This is a genomic window from Stappia sp. (genome assembly GCF_048261845.1).
In the GTDB taxonomy this organism is placed as follows: Bacteria; Pseudomonadota; Alphaproteobacteria; order Rhizobiales; family Stappiaceae; genus Stappia.
In genome coordinates, this window is the sequence record NZ_JBLXFR010000001.1 from 204360 (window position 1) to 221999 (window position 17640).

17 protein-coding genes and 1 tRNA gene are annotated in these 17640 nt (G+C 64.7%); 5 read left to right on the forward strand and 13 right to left on the reverse strand.

The features are described from left to right. Positions 1–158 precede the first annotated feature (158 nt). Positions 159–422 carry a hypothetical protein gene (locus tag ACN0T5_RS01025; protein ID WP_417766755.1) on the forward strand — a complete coding sequence of 88 codons (264 nt, stop codon included), beginning with the start codon at positions 159–161 and terminating at the stop codon, positions 420–422. A 99-nt stretch (positions 423–521) separates the two neighbouring features. Here the strand turns inward: ACN0T5_RS01025 and ACN0T5_RS01030 are convergent, their stop codons facing one another. Beyond that, entirely contained in the window at positions 522–818 is a 297-nt protein-coding gene (locus tag ACN0T5_RS01030; protein WP_417766756.1) for a helix-turn-helix domain-containing protein, read from the reverse strand. Positions 819–956: 138 nt separating this feature from the next. Here ACN0T5_RS01030 and ACN0T5_RS01035 point away from each other — a divergent pair, with 138 nt between their 5' ends. Then, positions 957–1496 carry a helix-turn-helix domain-containing protein gene (locus tag ACN0T5_RS01035; protein ID WP_417766757.1) on the forward strand — a complete coding sequence of 180 codons (540 nt, stop codon included), beginning with the start codon at positions 957–959 and terminating at the stop codon, positions 1494–1496. Between the two features lie 534 nt (positions 1497–2030). Here ACN0T5_RS01035 and ACN0T5_RS01040 read toward each other — a convergent pair. Continuing rightward, positions 2031–2105: transfer RNA gene (locus ACN0T5_RS01040), tRNA-Thr, on the reverse strand. A gap of 201 nt (positions 2106–2306) precedes the next feature. Between ACN0T5_RS01040 and ACN0T5_RS01045 the strand changes: the two genes are divergently transcribed. Beyond that, a complete protein-coding gene (locus tag ACN0T5_RS01045; RefSeq protein ID WP_417766758.1) occupies positions 2307–2531 on the forward strand; it encodes a hypothetical protein in 225 nt (74 codons plus the stop codon). A 68-nt stretch (positions 2532–2599) separates the two neighbouring features. Here the strand turns inward: ACN0T5_RS01045 and ACN0T5_RS01050 are convergent, their stop codons facing one another. The 6 genes from ACN0T5_RS01050 to ACN0T5_RS01075 form a co-directional block, all read right to left on the reverse strand. After that, positions 2600–3100 (reverse strand): response regulator, encoded by a 501-nt coding sequence (locus tag ACN0T5_RS01050; protein WP_417766759.1) that lies wholly within the window; start codon positions 3098–3100, stop codon positions 2600–2602. A gap of 50 nt (positions 3101–3150) precedes the next feature. Continuing rightward, positions 3151–3327, reverse strand: a complete 177-nt coding sequence (ccoS, locus tag ACN0T5_RS01055; protein WP_417766760.1) for a cbb3-type cytochrome oxidase assembly protein CcoS — start codon at positions 3325–3327, stop codon at positions 3151–3153. Continuing rightward, positions 3327–5549, reverse strand: coding sequence for a heavy metal translocating P-type ATPase (locus ACN0T5_RS01060; protein WP_417766816.1), 2223 nt, complete (start codon positions 5547–5549; stop codon positions 3327–3329). The genes ccoS and ACN0T5_RS01060 overlap by 1 nt, the downstream gene beginning before the upstream one ends. Before the next feature lie 51 nt (positions 5550–5600). Beyond that, a complete protein-coding gene (locus ACN0T5_RS01065) occupies positions 5601–6125 on the reverse strand; it encodes a FixH family protein (RefSeq protein WP_417766761.1) in 525 nt (174 codons plus the stop codon). A gap of 104 nt (positions 6126–6229) precedes the next feature. After that, positions 6230–7687, reverse strand: coding sequence for a cytochrome c oxidase accessory protein CcoG (ccoG, locus tag ACN0T5_RS01070; protein ID WP_417766762.1), 1458 nt, complete (start codon positions 7685–7687; stop codon positions 6230–6232). Positions 7688–8085: 398 nt separating this feature from the next. Beyond that, positions 8086–9969, reverse strand: a complete 1884-nt coding sequence (locus ACN0T5_RS01075; RefSeq protein ID WP_417766763.1) for an amidohydrolase — start codon at positions 9967–9969, stop codon at positions 8086–8088. Positions 9970–10481: 512 nt separating this feature from the next. Between ACN0T5_RS01075 and ACN0T5_RS01080 the strand changes: the two genes are divergently transcribed. Together ACN0T5_RS01080 and ACN0T5_RS01085 are read left to right on the forward strand one after the other, a co-directional pair. After that, a complete protein-coding gene (locus tag ACN0T5_RS01080; RefSeq protein ID WP_417766764.1) occupies positions 10482–12497 on the forward strand; it encodes a tyramine oxidase in 2016 nt (671 codons plus the stop codon). 95 nt (positions 12498–12592) lie between these two features. Next, positions 12593–13624, forward strand: a complete 1032-nt coding sequence (locus ACN0T5_RS01085) for a helix-turn-helix domain-containing protein (RefSeq protein WP_417766765.1) — start codon at positions 12593–12595, stop codon at positions 13622–13624. 20 nt (positions 13625–13644) lie between these two features. Here ACN0T5_RS01085 and ACN0T5_RS01090 read toward each other — a convergent pair whose 3' ends face one another. The 5 genes from ACN0T5_RS01090 to ACN0T5_RS01110 all read right to left on the reverse strand — a co-directional run bounded on the left by ACN0T5_RS01090 (position 13645) and on the right by ACN0T5_RS01110 (position 17635). Beyond that, positions 13645–15405, reverse strand: a complete 1761-nt coding sequence (locus ACN0T5_RS01090; protein WP_417766766.1) for a peptidoglycan-binding domain-containing protein — start codon at positions 15403–15405, stop codon at positions 13645–13647. 45 nt (positions 15406–15450) lie between these two features. Then, entirely contained in the window at positions 15451–15873 is a 423-nt protein-coding gene (locus tag ACN0T5_RS01095) for an SH3 domain-containing protein (protein ID WP_417766767.1), read from the reverse strand. Positions 15874–15880: 7 nt separating this feature from the next. Then, positions 15881–16420 (reverse strand): hypothetical protein, encoded by a 540-nt coding sequence (locus ACN0T5_RS01100; protein WP_417766768.1) that lies wholly within the window; start codon positions 16418–16420, stop codon positions 15881–15883. A 167-nt stretch (positions 16421–16587) separates the two neighbouring features. After that, positions 16588–17475, reverse strand: a complete 888-nt coding sequence (gene ccoP, locus ACN0T5_RS01105) for a cytochrome-c oxidase, cbb3-type subunit III (RefSeq protein ID WP_417766769.1) — start codon at positions 17473–17475, stop codon at positions 16588–16590. A gap of 4 nt (positions 17476–17479) precedes the next feature. After that, positions 17480–17635, reverse strand: coding sequence for a cbb3-type cytochrome c oxidase subunit 3 (locus ACN0T5_RS01110; protein ID WP_417766770.1), 156 nt, complete (start codon positions 17633–17635; stop codon positions 17480–17482). Between the last annotated feature and the right edge of the window lie 5 nt (positions 17636–17640).

Below are 17640 nucleotides of genomic sequence, written 5' to 3' on the forward strand. Positions count from 1 at the left end.
TCAGCCGGCGTCGTTCGTGCTGACGCAGACAACGGGTGTCAGATGCCGAACTGTCAGCGCGGAGCGCCCGGAATTTCCTGTTCCGGGCGGTCGTCGGCCTCCTAGGATCGCCAGCAGGGACGAACCGAGGGGAAAGGCCGATGATGGAGACGAGTTGGATGGACGAGCACCAGGAGAACGTTCGCGACGTCATCCTGCGATCTTTGACAGCCTGCCTGGAGGAGTTGACGCCCGGCTTCACCGCTGTGGTTCGGGAGGCTGCCGAGCAGACGTTGTTGGAATGGCCCGACAGCACGCCGTCCGCCATACGCGCATTCGGAGACGAGGAGACGCGGCGGATCATCGGTTTGATCCTTCCGCACGGAGCTCCTCAAGGATCTCCGGCAGAACCTCGCGCACCGCATCCCGGACAGCGTCCTTGAAATGCGACGCCATCTGAGCCCGTGCTGCCGACAGCACTCTGGAAAGAACGTGTTCCTGGGCCTCTCGCTTGGCCGCGAGGATCTCGGAAGGAGAGGCGTTCATGCCGCCGCGCGGTCCTGGCCGCGATTGGCACTGGTGGCCTTCGGCTCATACCTGCTAGAAAGAATGCGGGTTTTCGTGATCGGATACCGATCGGGAAAGAGCTGTTCGACGGGCACCTCAAGGAACTGGGCGATAGCCGCCTCGGCCTTGCGGTTCGTTCGTTTCCAGACATGGCCGAAGGAATTCGGCTTCATGTCGATGCTCTCGGCCAGGGCCGAAAGCGTCATGCCGCGTCGGTGCAGCTCGGCCTTGATGGAGTGCTGGTCCCATGCGGGACGCTTTCCAGGCTTCATGGGCTACCCCCTGCGAAACCGGCCTGCGGCAACAGGCCGGTTTCTTTGAACGGTTGATGTGAAACAACGGCCCCAAATCACGGGCCGTTAAAACAGGGATAAAACGCGTAAGCGCTTTTGTAAAGCGCGAATGCGTTTATGCGTGATCCATTGGCTCGACCAGAGATCAAACCCAAGACGCCGTTGGCAGAAAGGCTGCGGGATTTGCGCCGTAGGTGCGGCGATCCGCAGCGCGACGAGTTGGCTAAACTCTTCGGCGTCAGCGTTACTGCGATTGCCACGTACGAGAGAGGGGAGCGGGAACCGGCGGCCTCGGTGCTTGCTGCCTACGCCGAAGTCTTCGGTGCGAACCTCAATTGGCTCCTCACCGGCGAAGGAGAGATGTTTACTGACCCGTCCAAGGTTGGCGTCAAACCTGCAATGCAAGGCCTCAACCCGGCCGTGTTCCGTCAGGTCGGCCGGCTCGTTGGGCGGATGCATAACGAAGCAGGCGTCAAGCTGCCGCCGGATGCGGTTCTGGACGAGCAGGCGGAGGCGTATAACGCACTGCTGGCGCGCGCTGAAGATCCTGCCGATGCGGCGGAGTTGGAAAGCCTGCTGCCGTGGCTGGAAGCGCGTCTGCGAAAAAAATTGCAAGCGGCGGCTGCCGAACCTGGAACCGGTAAACGTCAGGCCTGATGCTTCTGGATTTCTGAATAATCGTATTAATTGTATTTTGGTTGAGTTTTGCAACTCGGTTTTGCACGTATTTCGCGCATCCAGTTGCGTCGTGTCAGCCGTGCTTGGCTGAGGTGCTCCCGTCAGCCAGAGGCCAAGTCTCTGGTGGTATTTTCAGAGTATCGCGAGTTCCCACCTCACACAGTGAGAGTGGCGGATTTCTGCCAATTCATGGTGGGAACGCGATTTCCCACCTCAAACCGATGTTTGGCGGTTCTCCGCTGTTCCCGATTTTGGAAACACGGTTCTGTCAGCCGTTTTGTGCCATTTGATCTTGCGCGGCTGGTTTCGGGTTTTCCCGTTGCGCTGCCATGACGAACCGCAGGTTTTCGGGCTTCTTCGGCTGTTTTCGCCTATTCCCACCTAATCCCGGTTCTGTGCCATGTGTTCTTGCGCGTTACACCATGACATGCTCGTTTGTATGCGCCTTTGTAGGCGCAGCATGTATGCAAGCGGCTGAAAAGCAAGGATGAATAACGATTTCAAGGGGATGAATGGTGCTGCCGGAGAGATTTGAACTCTCGACCTCTCCCTTACCAAGGGAGTGCTCTACCCCTGAGCTACGGCAGCGATGAGCGCGGGTTTATGCGCAAATTCCGGCATGGTCAAGGGGTCTTCACGGCATTTGCCGCCGCAATCCACGCGACAATCGCGACCCGTGGCAAAACCTGCGCCCTTGTCATCATCGGCGTTTTTCCGGCATATCCGCACAATCGGCCGGAACACCCCTTCCGCGCCCGGACAACCGACAGAAAGACCCCGGACACGCCCATGCCAGATCGCCCGAAAAAGCCCGGCCAACAGGCTCCCGGCGCAAGCTCTTCAGGCAACCGGAGCCCGGACGGGCAAGCGAGCGCGCGCGAGGCGCGGCTGGCGGCAGCCCTGCGCGCCAATCTTCGCCGCCGCAAGGCGGCGGGACGACAGGTCGACGCAGACCACGGCACCACCGCCGCCCCGGAAGCCTCCGGCACCTTGCAGGACGACAACGACAGCTGAGCACGCCCCGGTAGACCCCGCCGCGCGAGGCGAGCCTTGCAGGAACGAGCGGACCGGCGGCATGCCGTTCAGGCCGCCTGGCCATCCTCGTTGCCATCCACGCTCTGCCAGATCTTCTGGCGGTTGCGGATTTCACGCGGCGCCGGGCCGAAATAGCTCGGGGTCTTGACGAAGTCGCGCGGCTGCATGATCACGCTGTTGACCCGCTGGTAGAGCGCCTTGGCCGAAATCGGCTTCGACAGCAACTCGTGCACGCCAAGACGCCTTGCCTCGATGATCCGGCTTCGCTCGGTATGGCCCGTGACCATGATGATCGGGATATAGGCGAAGGGATTGTGCGGATTTCGAATCATCCGCACCATGTCGGCGCCGTCGAGAATGGGCATCACCCAGTCGAGGATGAGAATGTCCGGATTGGCGCGCTCCATGGCCTCCAGCCCGGATGCGCCGTCTTCGGCTTCGACGATACGCCTCGCGCCAAAACCCTGCAGCATGGTGCGCAGGATCGTACGCATATAGGCGCTGTCCTCGACAAGGAGAAATGTCAGGGATGCCAGATCAAGCGACACAGTGAACCTCCGGTAGCCCTCCTTATGGCACGCAAAATCTGAAATAACGGTTAGCCGCCGCGGCCATTCCCGTCTTTCTGGTCCGGCAGGTCATCATCTTCAAGTATCCGGTACTTCGCCCCTTCCAGATCGTCATACTGGCCGGCCTTGAGCGACCAGAGGAAGCCGGCCAGCCCAAGAAGGCCCAGCGCCAGCGCTGCCGGTATGAGATAGATCAGCACATCCATCAGCGATTCTCCCGCGCGGCCGGCCCGGCCCGCGCACCGTCAAGGCGCAGCCGCAGGGCATTGAGGGTAACGACGAGAGATGACGAGGACATGGCCAGCGCCGCAAGAAGCGGCGTGACCAGCCCGGCCACGGCAAAAGGCACCGCGACCAGATTGTACAGGGTCGAGAACCACAGGTTCTGGACCATGGCGGCACGGGCGCGCCGGGCGTGGCAAAGAGCATCGGCCACGGGCATCAGCCTGTCTCCCAGGAACACCGCATCGGCAACGGCCTGGGCGACATGCACGGCCGTGACGGGTGACATGGAGACATGGGCGGCAGCCAGAGACGGGGCATCGTTGAGCCCGTCGCCAACCATCAGCACCCGGGCACCGCCTGCCGCCAGTTCACCGATCCGCGCGATCTTGTCCGCAGGCTTCATGCCGGCCCGCCAGCCGGCGATGCCCAGTCGTTCGGCCACATCGGCCACCGGCGCGGTGCGGTCACCCGACAGGATCTCCAGCCGGTAGCCGAGCCCGCGCAGGCGGTCGACCGTCTCGGCAGCATCAGGCCGCAGCTTCTGCGCAATCGCGAAGGGCACCGGAGCAGCATCCCCGTCGCGGAAGAGGATCAGGGACGCCCCGGGATGGCTTGCAAGCGCGGCCTGCACCGCCGTTTCGGACACGCCGCAGAAGCCGGCGCTGCCCAGTCGCAATTCCCGCCCGTCCAGATCGGCCGCAACCCCCTCGCCCGGTATCTCGCGCGCGCCCTCGAGCGGCACGCTGGCGTTGGTGGCGCGGGCGAGGGCCGCCGCCAGCGGGTGACGGCTTGCCAGAGCCAAGCGTCCCGCAAGCTCGCGCGCCGCAACGGGAACCTCCGCCGCATTGACGAGATCGGGCACCGCCAGCGTCAGGGTTCCGGTCTTGTCGAAGACGATCGTGTCGGCCTCCGCCAGCCGTTCCACCGCATCGCCCGCATGCAGGAGCACGCCGGCGCGAAAGAGCAGCCCGGATGTGACCACCTGCACCGCCGGCACGGCCAGTCCAAGCGCGCAGGGACAAGTGATGATCAGCACCGAGATCGCCACCACCAGCGCCTGCTGCCAGTCACCGCCAAGGACGAACCAGCCCATGAAGGTCAGGAGAGCGGCCAGATGCACAAGCGGGGAGTAAAGCGCGGCCGCCCGGTCCGCCAGTTGCACATGGCGGGACTTGGCCTGGGAGGCCGTCTCCAGAAGACGGGTCACCTCATCCAGCAGTGTCGCCCCCGAGGCCATCGTCACACGCACCGTCAGGTTGGCGGCGGCATTCAGCGTGCCCGCATAGACGGTGTCCCCCGGCCCGGTGGAGGCAAGCGCGGTTTCGCCCGTCACCAGGCTCTGGTCGATTTCAGAGTGCCCCGCCTCGACCCGGCCGTCGAGCGGCACACGCTCGCCCGCGCGCACATGGATGAGATCGCCCGGCGCCACCTTGGACAGAGGCACCTCGCGCAAGGAACCGTCCGCGCGCAGGAGGGCTGCCGTCTCGGCCTTCAACGCGGCAATGTTTTCCGCAAAGGCCCGCGTGCGGCGGCGCATCATGTGGTCGAGATAACGGCCGATCAGCAGAAAGAACAGGAGCATCACGGCGGATTCGAAATAGGCGTGATGCGCCGACTGGACCGTCTGCATGACGGACAGGAACAACGCCAGGGACACGCCGATGACGATCGGCACATCCATGTTGAGGCGCCGCGCGGCGATCGCCGAGAAGGCCGAGCGCAGGAAGGGGCGGCCGGAATAGACGGCGGCGGGAAGAGCGATCAGTGCTGAAAGCCAGTGAAAGAAATCCCGGGTCTCGGTGTCGATGCCGGACGCGTTGCCCGACCAGACCGACACGGACAGCAACATGATGTTCATCATCGCGAAGCCGGCGACCGCCAGCGAGCGCAACAACTCGCGCCCCGCCGCGTCGGCCCGTTCGCGCATCTGCGCCGGATCGAAAGGGTGGGCCCGATAGCCGAGGCGCGACAGTGTCGAGACGACGTGCTCGGCGGAGGCTTCCCTGTGCCGCCAGTCCACCGCAAGGCGGTGACTGGTCAGGTTGAGGCGGGCTTTCTCGATGCCGGGCTGGGCACCAAGGCCACGCTCGATCTCGATCATGCAGGCGGCGCAGGTGATGCCCTCCACCGCGAGATCCATGTGGGCGAGCCCGTCGGGCGTCACCGTGACAAAGGCATCCCAGTCGCGCTCATGCGCCGTCATCGCCAAGAAAACCCTCGTGCGCGCGCCAACCGAAAACGGGCGGCGCCTGCCTCATTCGTCGAGAAAGATGCGGTTGCGGGAAAGGAACCGTTCCCCCTCTCCGCCCGAGCGCGCGTCGAGATCGAGGATCCATCTTCCGGCGGCGACAGCATCGATGCGGCCCGAGTATTTGCCGGCCTCCCCCTCCTGGAGAGACACGAAACGGGCGGGGTCCGGGCTGGCCGGGCGCAGGAGTTCGGCCGTCACCACCAGTCCCGTCAGCGGAGCGCCGGCCGCGTCGCGCGCCGTCACCGATATCCGCGCCATGCCATCGGCATCGCGCCAGACCTGACCGGCGACATCCCAGTTCAGTTCGACCTGGGCACGCGACGCCGCGATGCGTCCGTTATAGGCCAACCCGTCCTCATAGGCCTGTTCGGTCACCAGTCCCGGGAAGGACGAGAGGGCGAAATAGACGAAAAAGGCATTGGCCACCAGCATCACCGAGAAGAACCCGGCAAGCCAGAAGAACACCGTACGCCCTGTCACCGGCCTGACGTTGTCGCTGCGAAAGGTCTGTTCCGTTGAATATGCCATGTCTTGATCCTAGCGAACCCGACGGCGCGGCAACAGCCGCAAGCCTCCGATCGGGGTTACTACTCAGGTCTCATGCGGCCGGCCCGACCGGGCCGGTCGTGGTCTCAGGGAGCCTTGAAGAAATCGTCGGCCCGGGCGACCGCGCCCATCACCGTCTCGGTGATGCGGAATGTCACCGGCGTTGACTTCTGCAGTTCGGCGGCCACCGGCGAGAATACCAGGACACGCACTTCCCGGGTCGTGTCGGGCCCCACGCCGACAACCGGCTTCCCCAGCACGTTTTCCGTGATGCCCACTGCCTCGATACGGGTGCCGGCAGGCATGCCCTCGACCGACAGGATGAACTCGCGCGCCATCTGCCGCTTGTTGAGAAGACGGATCGTGTAACCGTTTCGCACGGCACCGTCGGACAATTCGACATAGATCGGATTGCGGTCGTGCAGGACGCTTATGCCCTCGAAGGCACGGGTTGCCAGCGCATAGGCCATGATCGCACCGACCAGCGCGATGATGACGGCGTAGGTGACCGTGCGCGGCCGCACGATATGCACGACGGCTTCCTTGCCCTCTGTGCGCCGCTTGATGTTCTCGTCGGTGTCATAGGCGATCAGCCCGCGCGGCTTGCCCACCTTGTCCATCACCGTGTCGCAGGCGTCGATGCAAAGCCCGCACTGAATGCAGCCAAGCTGGGTGCCATTGCGAATGTCGACGCCGGTCGGGCAGGCATGGAAGCACTGGTTGCAATCGACGCAATCGCCCGCCGGCAGGCCTTCCTCCTCCAGCTTGCGGTTGTGCTTCAGCGACCCACGCGGCTCGCCCCGGTCGTAGCGGTAAGTGACATTGAGGGCCTCCTCGTCGGTCAGCGCCGCCTGGATGCGCGGCCACGGACACAGGAAGATGCAGACCTGCTCGCGCATGTGCCCGGCAAGCGCGTAGGTGGAGAAGGTCAGGATGCCGATCCACAGATAGGCGGAGAACGGCGCGGCGCCGGTCGCCAGATCCTTCATCAGGGTCGGCGCATCTGAGAAATAGAGAACCCAGGCCCCGCCGGTCCACCAGGCGATCATCAGCCAGAGCGTATGCTTGGCGAGCTTCTGCGCCACCTTCTGAACCGACCAGGGCTGGTCGGCCAGCATCATGCGCTCTCGCCGGTCACCCTCGGTGTGGCGCTCGACCCACAGGAAGAGATCCGTCCACACGGTTTGCGGGCAAAGGTAACCGCACCAGACCCGGCCGGCGACGGCGTTCATCAGGAACAGTGCCATCGCCGCCAGTATGAGCAGGCCGGTCAGGTAGTAGACTTCCTGCGGCCAGATCTCGATGAAGAAGAAATAGGCACGCCGGCCCGCAAGGTCGATAAGAACCGCCTGGTCAGGCGCGTTCGGGCCCCGGTCCCAGCGGATGAAGGGCAGGAAATAGTAGATCCCGAGCGTGATGAAGAGCACGGTCCACTTGATGTTGCGGAACCGGCCATGCACCGCCATCGGATAGATTTTCTTCGCCGAGGCGAACCAGTCGTCCGGGTGGGATCCGCCGCCGGCGGGATCGGTTTCTGCACGCATTGTTCCGTCCATTTTCCTTGGCCCTTTTGTCCCGCCCCACGGAACACTCGCGAAACACGTTCGCAAAGGGCACTGGCGGGCGAGTGCCGACGGTTTGCCGGTTCGCCAATCCCGTCAAACTACAACGGTGCAACGGCGCGCAGATTGCGACACGTCAACACCGCGACAATCCGCCACCGCTGCCGGGATGCAGCCCGAACACCGGACAAGACTAGCGACACCATCCGTTTCCCTCCTTGATCCGTGTCAAGCCGTCGTCCTGCCGGCATGGGCAAGGATGCGCCATCCGGCCGGAAATGCACACGTCCGCGCTTGCGCGCCCGAACGCCGAAACACCGCAAACGCAAAGCGCCCGGGACCAGGGCCCGGGCGCCAGCAATCGCGGTTGCCGCAGCGCGTCAGCGGATGACGGCAGGCATGTCCTTCGCAAAACCCAAGGCGAAAGCCTCGTACAGGAGGTCGGGTCCGTGGGCGTGGCCACCGGACGCTTCCGCGCTGGAGGACGCGTGCCGCAGGAAGTTGCCGAGTGCGTCGCTTCCATCCGGTCCCGGGCGCATCCGAAGGTTGCCCTGCTTCTCATCGTCCTTGCGGGTATAGATGGTCTGCCCCCGCTTGATGGTCTCCTGGATCTTCAGTGTATCGAGCGCCTCGGGATCGATGGCCGTCGGATCATTGCTCAGCACGACCAGATCGGCGACCTTGCCGACCTCGATGGACCCCTTTTCGGCTTCCTCGAAATGCTGATAGGCCGGCCAGATGGTCATGGCCTTCAGCGCGGTCATCACGTCCACGCGCTGGTGCGGGCCAAGAATGTCGCCGGACCGCGTCCGCCTGGTCACGGTGGCATCGAGGATCCGCATGCTGTCGGGGAAGGCCACCGGCGCATCATGGTGCGAGGAAAACATCATGCCGCGCTCGCGCACCCAGCCCGTGGGGGAAATGTTGTCGGCGTTCACCGGGCCAACGGTGCGATCACGATGCCAGTCACCCCAATAGAAGGTGTGCATGGGAAAGAGCGAGGGAAACACGTCCAGCTCATCGATCGCGACGACCTGGTCCTTGCGCATGAACTGCCCATGGATCAGGACCGGCCGACGATCGGCAGCGCCATGCTTTTCCCTCGCCGTTCCGACAGCTGCAATCAGCATGTCCGAAGCGCCTTCGCCATTGGCATGGGTGATGATCTGGATGTCGTTCTCGAAAGCCCAGTCAATGGCGTCGAACACCTGGTCGGTGCTGGCCGCCGCATAGCCGGCATAGTCCCGCCGATACTGCGCTGGCGGGTTGTAGTAGGGCCGGTCACGCAGAGCCGTGAAGCCCTGGGGCGAGCCGTCGATGGTCAGTTTGGCACCTGCAACGCGGAACCCGTTCGTATAGGTGCGGGAAACGGTCTGGGCGATGTAGTCGCGGTCGACCAGCACGTCGGGATAGGTCACCACGTCAATCTTGATGCGGCCGGCATCGGCCGCAGCCCGCATCAGCTTCACGACGTTCGTTGTCGAGCGTCCTTCCTGGCCGGTGGTATAGCCGTAGCTCGCCAACAGCTCGGTGCCGGCAACGAAAAGTTCCTGGCCACCCTCCTGGTCAAGGCCGGACAGCAGTTTCATCAAGGCAGGAAAAAACGCCGCTTCCTCGAGCACGCCGTTCGGTTCGCTGCCACCGTCCTCCCGACGGATCACGCCACCGTCCGGATCCTTGGTCTGCGCAGAGATGCCCGCCACTTCAAGCGCCTTCGAGTTGAAGACGCCAATGTGGCCGGACTGGTGAATGATCACCACCGGCACATCCTCGGATACCGCGTCAAGATCCGCACGTGTGGGATGACGCTGTTCCTTGAGCTGAGCATCGTCATAGCCGAAGCCGAGCACGGTTCCGAGCCGCTTGATCCGCTCCGGATAAGCCTTCTGCCACTCGCCAAGCATCTGCTGCAAAGCGGGAATGTCGTTCACCTTGCCATCGGGCGCGGGCTGGGTGTTGGCCGATACGGCCTGCACGCCGATCATGAAGGCATGGCCATGGGCATCAACGAAGCCGGGCAGCATCGCGCGCCCCTTCAGGTCGATGAGCTTGGTGCCCTCCCCCTCATGCTTCATCACCTCATCCGCACGGCCGACCGCGATGATCTTGCCGTCCTTTTCCGCAACGGCTTCCGCGCGCGGCGCAAGGTCGTTCATGGTCAGGATCGGACCGCCGGACCAGATCCGGTCGGCCACCGTCTCGGCGGCGAAAGCGGGCAACGTGCTGAACCCGGCGAGCAGCATCGCCAGGAGGGACTTGGGCATGCTCTTCACAATCATCTCCAGTTGAAACCCCATCCAGATCATTCGGGAGGTGCGCCGCGACTGGGTTCGAAACCAGCCGCGCAAAGCCACGGTGGCGCCCGGACCGTTTCGGAAATGTGAAGAAAAGCCCCCTCTCCTCCCGCCAAGCGGGGTAACCGGTGCGCGGCCGGCACCGGACGTCGCGTGTCCGTGGCGTCAAGCGCATGCGGAAAAAAACCGGCCATTTCCGGCTTTCATGTGTCTGCGGCAGTCCGATCGGCAAACCACTCCCGCAGCGTCGCAGTCTGACCCAGGGCAAACACACTGGTCGCGACCGGCGGCAATCTCTCCTCACACCCTTGAACCATGCCATGCCGTCGGCATTCCCCGCTCCGGCCAGGACACTCCGGTCTGGCCGGAAATGCACAACCGGACCGCGCCGGTACGCCTATCCTGCCGAACGCGGAAAAGACCGGGCCACGGGATCCGGCGCCGCACACCAGACGGGTTCATATCGAGGAGGGGCAATCCCCATGACATCTCACCGCTCGAGGCGCGCGGTCCGCGCGTCGCTGCTCGCCGGCACGCTGCTGGCTGCCGCGCTGTCGGCGCTGCCGGCATCCGCCCATCCGCTCGACGCACTCACCGAAGCCGAAATCGGCGAGGCGGTGGCGCTTCTGACCGATGGGGATCACACCGGGGCCGGCACGCTTTACCCATATATCTCTCTGAAAGAACCGGAGAAGTCCGTCGTTCTTGCATGGCGGGAGGGCGACCCTGAGCCGCGCGCGGTCGAGGTCCACTTCAAGAACGACAAGGGGGCGTTCGTCGCCGAGGTCGACCTTGCCGGCGACCGGGTCGTGTCGGTGGAGCCGGCCGGCGGCGAAACGATGATCCTGCTGGCCGAGTTCATGACCGCGATGGAGCTTGCGACCGGCGACCCGGCCTTCGTCGCCGGCCTTGAAAAGCGCGGCCTCACCGCCGAGCAGGTCTTCTGCCTGCCGCTGACGGCCGGACGTTTCGGCCTTGCCGAGGAAGATGGCCGGCGCCTGATGAAGGTTCCCTGTTACGTTTTGCCGGAGGGCACGAATTTCTACGCCAAGCCGGTCGAGGGGCTTTATGCGGTGGTCGACCTGAACGCCCGCAATGTGGTCGAGGTCTTCGACACCGGCGTTCGTCCCGTGCCCGAGGACGGCTGGGGCTACAGCGAGGCCGAGGTCGAGGCCCGTACCGGTGCCCTGCGTCCGGCAACCAGCCCGGCCGCACTGTCGCAACCGGGCGGATCCAACGTCGCCATCGAGAACGGACTGATCTCCTGGGACATCTGGCGCTTCCGGGCGCGTGTCGACAAGCGGCCCGGCGTCGTTCTCTCCAATATCGACGTGCGTGAGGGCGAACGCTGGCGCAGCGTGCTCTACCAGGCGCACCTGTCGGAAGTCTTCGTGCCCTACATGGACCCGGACGACGGCTGGTACTGGCGCACCTACATGGACAGCGGCGAATACGGGTTTGGCATCTTCCTGACGCCGCTCCGGCCCGGTGTCGATTGCCCGGCCTACGCCACCTTCCTGCCTGCCACGGTTCACACCGACGAGGGAGCCCCGCTCTCCATTCCGGACGCGATCTGCATCTTCGAGCGCAACATCGGCGATCCCGCCTGGCGGCATTTCGAGATTTTCGCCCAGTCGGAGACCGAGCAGGTTCCGGCCGAGGGGCGCCCTGCGACGCAGCTCGTCGTGCGCTCCGCCTCCGAGGTCGGCAATTACGACTATCTCGTCGACTATGTGTTCCATCAGGACGGCCGTATCGACGTCATGGTCGGCTCGACCGGCCTCGACGCGGTCAAGGGCGCTGCTGCGAAATCGATGAACGACGCGGGAGCGGCGGAGGAAACCCGCTACGGCACCCTGATCGCGCCCAACCTCGTCGCGCCCAATCACGACCACTACTTCAACTTCAAGCTAGACTTCGACATCGACGGCCAGGCGAACAGTTTCATGCGCACCGCACTCGTTGCCGGAACTCCGGAAGACGGCGCCCCGCGCCGCTCGTTCTGGGTGACGGAAACGACGATGGCAAAGACGGAAACGGCCGGACGCTACAAGGTCAATCCGAACACGCCGGCCATGTATCATGTGATGAACATGGGCGCGGACGGGCCGCTCGGCCACAAGCCCGGCTACATGATCGTGCCGGGGAACTCGGTCGCCTACGGACCGTTCGACTTTGCCGGCGACGCACCGTTCAAGCGCAACGCCTATATCGAGTACACGCTCTGGAACACCCCCTACTCCGTTGAGGAACGCTATGCGGGCGGGCGCTTCGCCTTCCAGAGCGACGGGTCCGACACGCTGGCCGCGTGGAGCGAGCGTGACAGGCCGATCGCCAATACCGACATCGTCACCTGGTACACGATGGGTTTCCACCACGTGCCGCATACGGAGGACTGGCCGGTGATGTCGACAATGTGGAAGGGCTTCACGTTGCGCCCCTTCAACTTCTTCGCCCACAATCCGGCGCTGACCATCCCCTTGCCGAAGGCGAACTGAAGGATCAACCCGCAGGCGGGCCGGACAGGATCCGGCCCGCCGATTGACAGCGCCGCCGCGCGCGCCCACGATCAGGGCAGTGATCGGAACCGGCCATGTCTGTCCTGCCCCTTCCTCCTGCGACGATCTCGACTTCCGCGCTGCCGCTGATTGCGGAAGCCATGCAGGCCAGCGGGGTGGATGCCGTTCGCGCCTTTGCCGAAAGCGGTCTTGGCCGACCGGGTCGCCTGACGCAGGACGGCGCGGCCGGAGCCGGCGACCTGCCGCTTGCGCAGTTCACCAATCTCCTGCAGGCCGGCGGCTCGCAGGCGCCGGACGAGGGCCGCATGTGGCGCTGCGGGCAGGCCATCGCCGCTCCGGCCCTGGCCGAGCTCTTCCCGGCCGGCCTTGCGGCACGCCGGCTCGACGGCCTCCTCGACGGACTGCTTGCCGACCTCCAGTCGCTGCAGCACGGAACCGCGTTCCAGCGCAGTGTCGCGGGCGATACCTGCATTCTCACATATCGCATCATCGACCCGGCGATCTGGCCCCGGTCACGCGACGCGGAGTTCACCCTCGCCTTCCTCGATGCCGTCGTGCGCCGGTTCGCCGGAAACAGCGGCAATTCCTCGTTTCCCGTGGCACTCTCTTTCGAGCACGAGCGCGACACGGGAACTTCGCTCGCACATCTTGCCGGATCGGCGCCGCTCTACGGCCAGCCCAGCAACACGCTGGCCTTTCCGGCACGGCTTCTTGAAACACCGGTGCACTCGTCACGGGCCCAACCAGCTCTGCCGCGCCTCGGCTTTCGCCCGGTTGTCACGGAACCATCCGGCACGCAGATCGTCGAGGCGATCTATCGGCGGCTGGGTCAGGGGCCGTTGAACCAGGGGGCGATCGCGGAGGATTGCGGCCTGTCCGAACGCAGCCTGCGCCGTCAGCTCGACCGCCAGGGCCAGTCATTCCGTGCCCTGGTCGACGACGCGCGCACCGCCTATGCCCTGTGGGCGCTTCGGGAGACCCACCTGCCGGTCGGCGAGATCGCGTGGCGGCTCGGCTATGACGACCAGGGCGCCTTCGCCCGCGCCTTCCGGCGCACCGCCGGCATGCCGCCCTCCCGTTTCCGCCGGCAAAGCGGGCATGACTGACGCCGGATCGGACAGGTCGGTCAGTCCCAGTCTTCCGTCAACTCGGCAATATGGCGGCTGTAACCGCTGATGGTCAGGCTGCCCAGCACCGGATTGACAACCCCGTCGTGATCGACCGTCTCACCATCCGCGATGGCATGCATCGTGAGTATCTCGCCGGTCTCCCCGACCACATTTCCGGCGAGCAGGCGAATGTGCCACTCGGTCGTTTTCCAGTCCTGCGGGTTTGCCCCGGCAAGGCGGGCATTCTGCAGGCGCAGCACCCCGGAACCGGAAATTTCGCCGCTTTGCGAAACGCGCAAGTCCAGTTCCCCCGATCCCGTACCATTGCCGGTTTCGGTGTTGGTGAGCGTGACCTTGCCCATACCGTCGGTGAAGACGGCCTTGCCTTCGAAACCGATATACGGCGTTTCGCTCGCGGAACGCGGCGTGTTGTACTTGCGCTTGTCATGCGCCCGCAGATCATTGCCACTTATGTGAATCTTGAACTCGCCGTTGTCCGTCAGTCCCCGACCGCCGTGGGCTTGAAACAGCGTGCCATGAAGGTGTGCCGCGGCGTTGCCGAAGCGGCGGCTGTAGCGCGCGACAGGCCACCCGGAAGGAGAACTGTACCCGAAGTTGACCCAGCCCGTCGCGAAAGGCCCTTCGTCACCGTAACGGCCGACATTGGCCTGGGCACGCTCGTAGGATTTCTTCCCGGTCTCGATCACCTCGTAGAATTCCGTGTCCCCTTCGCGTCTGACAAGTTGCAGCCTGTCTTCCCATTCGGATCCGTCCAGCTTTCCGGTTTCCCGGTTGAAGCAAATGTCGGTCATCTCCAGGACGCGGCGCATCGCATCGCCGGTGAAGTTGTACCAGGCGAGCGCCCGGCCGGTTTCCCCCTCGCAGCCGGCCAGCCGGTGGTAGGGATAGGGGCCGTCGCCTTCGGTCAGGACAGCGCCGGCAGTTGCGGCGCTGACCGTCAGTGACGGTTTTTCTGACGCGGCAGGCTCCGCCGCCGGTGCGCCGACATCCGCCCCCCCGACAAGGGGAGCGGGCGTTGCCGCCATGCTGGTGGCGCCGGCCTTGGCGAGCGCCTCCAGAACGGCGAAATGGGACGCGGGCAGTTCCTCGTTCTCGGCGAGACCATGGCGCTCCTGGAAGCGCCGGATCGCGGACCGCGTCGCCGCATCGCTGATCCCGTCAACCGTCCCGGGCTCAAAGCCGAGGTCCGACAGATAGCGCTCCGCCAGCAGCGTCCTGCCGGGCATCTCCTGCCCCGCCGGGCTTGCCACGCCCGCCTGTGCTGCCTGCGGTTGCGCCTCGTAGCCCCCGGCCTTCGCCGTCATCTCCGGCGCACCCCGGGCGGGGGTCGCAAACCGTGCCGCAGGGCATTCGGCAAGCGCGCGCGAGGACCCCGCGAGCGACAACCGGGCGTGGGCGCCGGCAGGCGTCGACAACACCGCTGCGCTGCCCTTCGCGAGCCGGTCCATGAGGTTGCGCACCAATTCCGCCTGCGCCCCGTTTCGCGGCTCGAAGCGGCCTTTCGTGAACGCGAAGCCGAAAGGTCTGCCGCCATCGATCGTGACCGATGCGGGCCCGGTCGGTGCGGTACCTGCAATCGCGATCTCCAGGGAAGGAAACGCCTGACCGCAGAAGACCACCAGCCCGTTTCCGCCGGCATCGACGCCGACGAGCGTGTCTCCGTCAAGGCGTTCGGTAAACCAGCCTTGCGCCGCAGCGGAACCGCAGAGCCCCCAGAAAACGGCGGGCAACAGGGCAAGACATGAGAAAAGACGCATGCGGAAGGTCCTTCAGTGCGTTCAGGATTGGCGAACAGGGACAGGTCAGCCGGCGAGGTCCGCCAGCCAGTTACCATGCACCCAGCCCTTCCTGCCGCGATAGGGCAGCGGCCGCTTCTTCACGGGCGAGGTGCAACCCGGTTCGGAGTCTCCGAAGATGACGCCGAACCACTTGCCGCTCTTGTCGAAGGTGTAGACCTTGTCGCCATTCTTTAGCCGGCCGATCTCGCGATATTGCGAGCCCGGACCGGAGCGCACCGCCAGGAAACCGTCGCCGCCCGCCTTCAGGCCGGACACGACGCTTGTCGCGCAGGTCGGCAAGTCGTCGCCGCCATATTCGTGGATCGGCACGTCGAGATCATCGGCCCGAACGGTTTGCGTCTCGAGCACGGTTCCAAGCATCAGCCCGAGCACCACGGCAGCGGCGATGCTCCCCGAACGACCGGAAAGGCGTGTCCAGATCTTCACTGTTGTCTCACTTTCTCAAGATCGTGTGTTGGCCCAGCAACTGGAACCCCCAATCGAAGATGCGAACCCGGATTGTCAGGTCCTGCCCGGGGAAGGCTCCATGAACGCCGAGTTGGTGATGAGACGCATCGTCGAGGGGAACGGCCCCGCCCGCCGCCGAGAGCCCCTGTTCATCCAGCCAGGCAAGAACCTTCGGGGTCAGCGTCGCGGCATCGAACGCCCCGTACTTCTCGAAGTACACGGCGCAACTTCGCAATTCCCTGTCGGGAAGCGTGTCGATGTAGACGGACAGGTAGTCCGGCGCGGAGCCGGCGGACATCGCCATCGCCGCGCCGTCCGCGCTGATCTTCCGGCGCACGGGACGGGGGTCGAAGTCATCCGAGAGATGATCGTCACCTCCCGCGAAAACCCTGGAGCATTGGGCGACATAAGCGCGCCACTGCTCCTGGAAGACAGAAAACTGGTCCCTTGCCTGCACCTGTCCGGTCAACGCGAACACACTCACGGCCGCCAGTCCGGCACGCAAAAAACGCATCAGCACCCCCACCCGTTCTCCTGTCCGGTGCTGAAACACGGCGGCCGGACGCCTGCCATGTTGGGCGAAGAGACGGGGCGGGGGCAACCTGCGAGGCGCGAAAAACGGCCTCTCGCACCCTCTAAACGCAAAAAAGGCGCCCCTTTGGGCGCCTTTCATTGCCGTGCCGCCTTGCGGTTTCAGCGGACCTGTTCGCCGCCGCCCAGCGCATGGACATAGACGGCCAGCGATTTGACGGTCGCCGGGTCGAGACGCGGGGCCCAGGCCGGCATGACACCGTTGCGCGCGTTGGTGACCTGCGCCTTGATTGCCTGGATCGACTTTCCATAGAGGTAATTGTTCGACATCAGGCTCGGCGCGCCGACTTCCCTCAAGCCTTTCAGGTCGTCTCCATGACAGGCCGCGCAGTTTTCGACATAGACCTGCTCGCCGGCGGCCAGGTCGACGCCTGCTTCCGGTTCGAGGCCCGCGCGACTGCCGACGAAATTCGCCACCTGCGCGATCTGTTCCTTGTCGAGCATCTCGTCGCGGCCGAACGAGGGCATTTCACCAAACCGCGCCTCGTCATGGTCGGAGCGGATGCCGTATTGCAGCGTCAGGTGGATATCCTCGAGCGTACCGCCCCAGATCCAGTTGTCGTCCTGCAGGTTCGGATAGCCGTCCGCCCCCGTCGCGCCGCTGCCGTGACAGCCCGCGCAATTGTCGCCAAAGGCTGCGCGGCCGTTGGCCATCGCGAATTCCATGAGAGACTGGGTCGACTGGATATCCTCCAGCGAGGCGTTGATCAGCTTCTCGCCGATCTGCGCGCGCTCCGCCATGCCGGCCTCGTACTCGGCCAGCGCGGTGGCGCGCTGGCTGTCGCCGAGAACACCGGCGGTGTAGCCGGAGACGAGCGGCCACGCCGGATAGACGACCCAGTAGCCGATGGCCCAGACGATGGTCGCATAGAAGATGTAGAGCCACCATTTGGGCAGCGGGTTGTTGAGTTCCCTGAGGCCGTCCCATTCATGGCCGGTCGTCTCGACGCCGGAAATATGGTCGACCTCACCCTTTTTCATGTCAGCCATGTTCTCAATCCTCCCGCAAGGGGATGTGCGCCGCATCGTCGAACCGCTTGGCGTTCTTCGGCCACAGCGCATAGACGAGGACGCCCGCGAACAGAATCACGAAATACAACAGACCCCAGGTCTGGGCGAAACCGGCGACGGCTACGTATGTCTCGTTCATCGCAC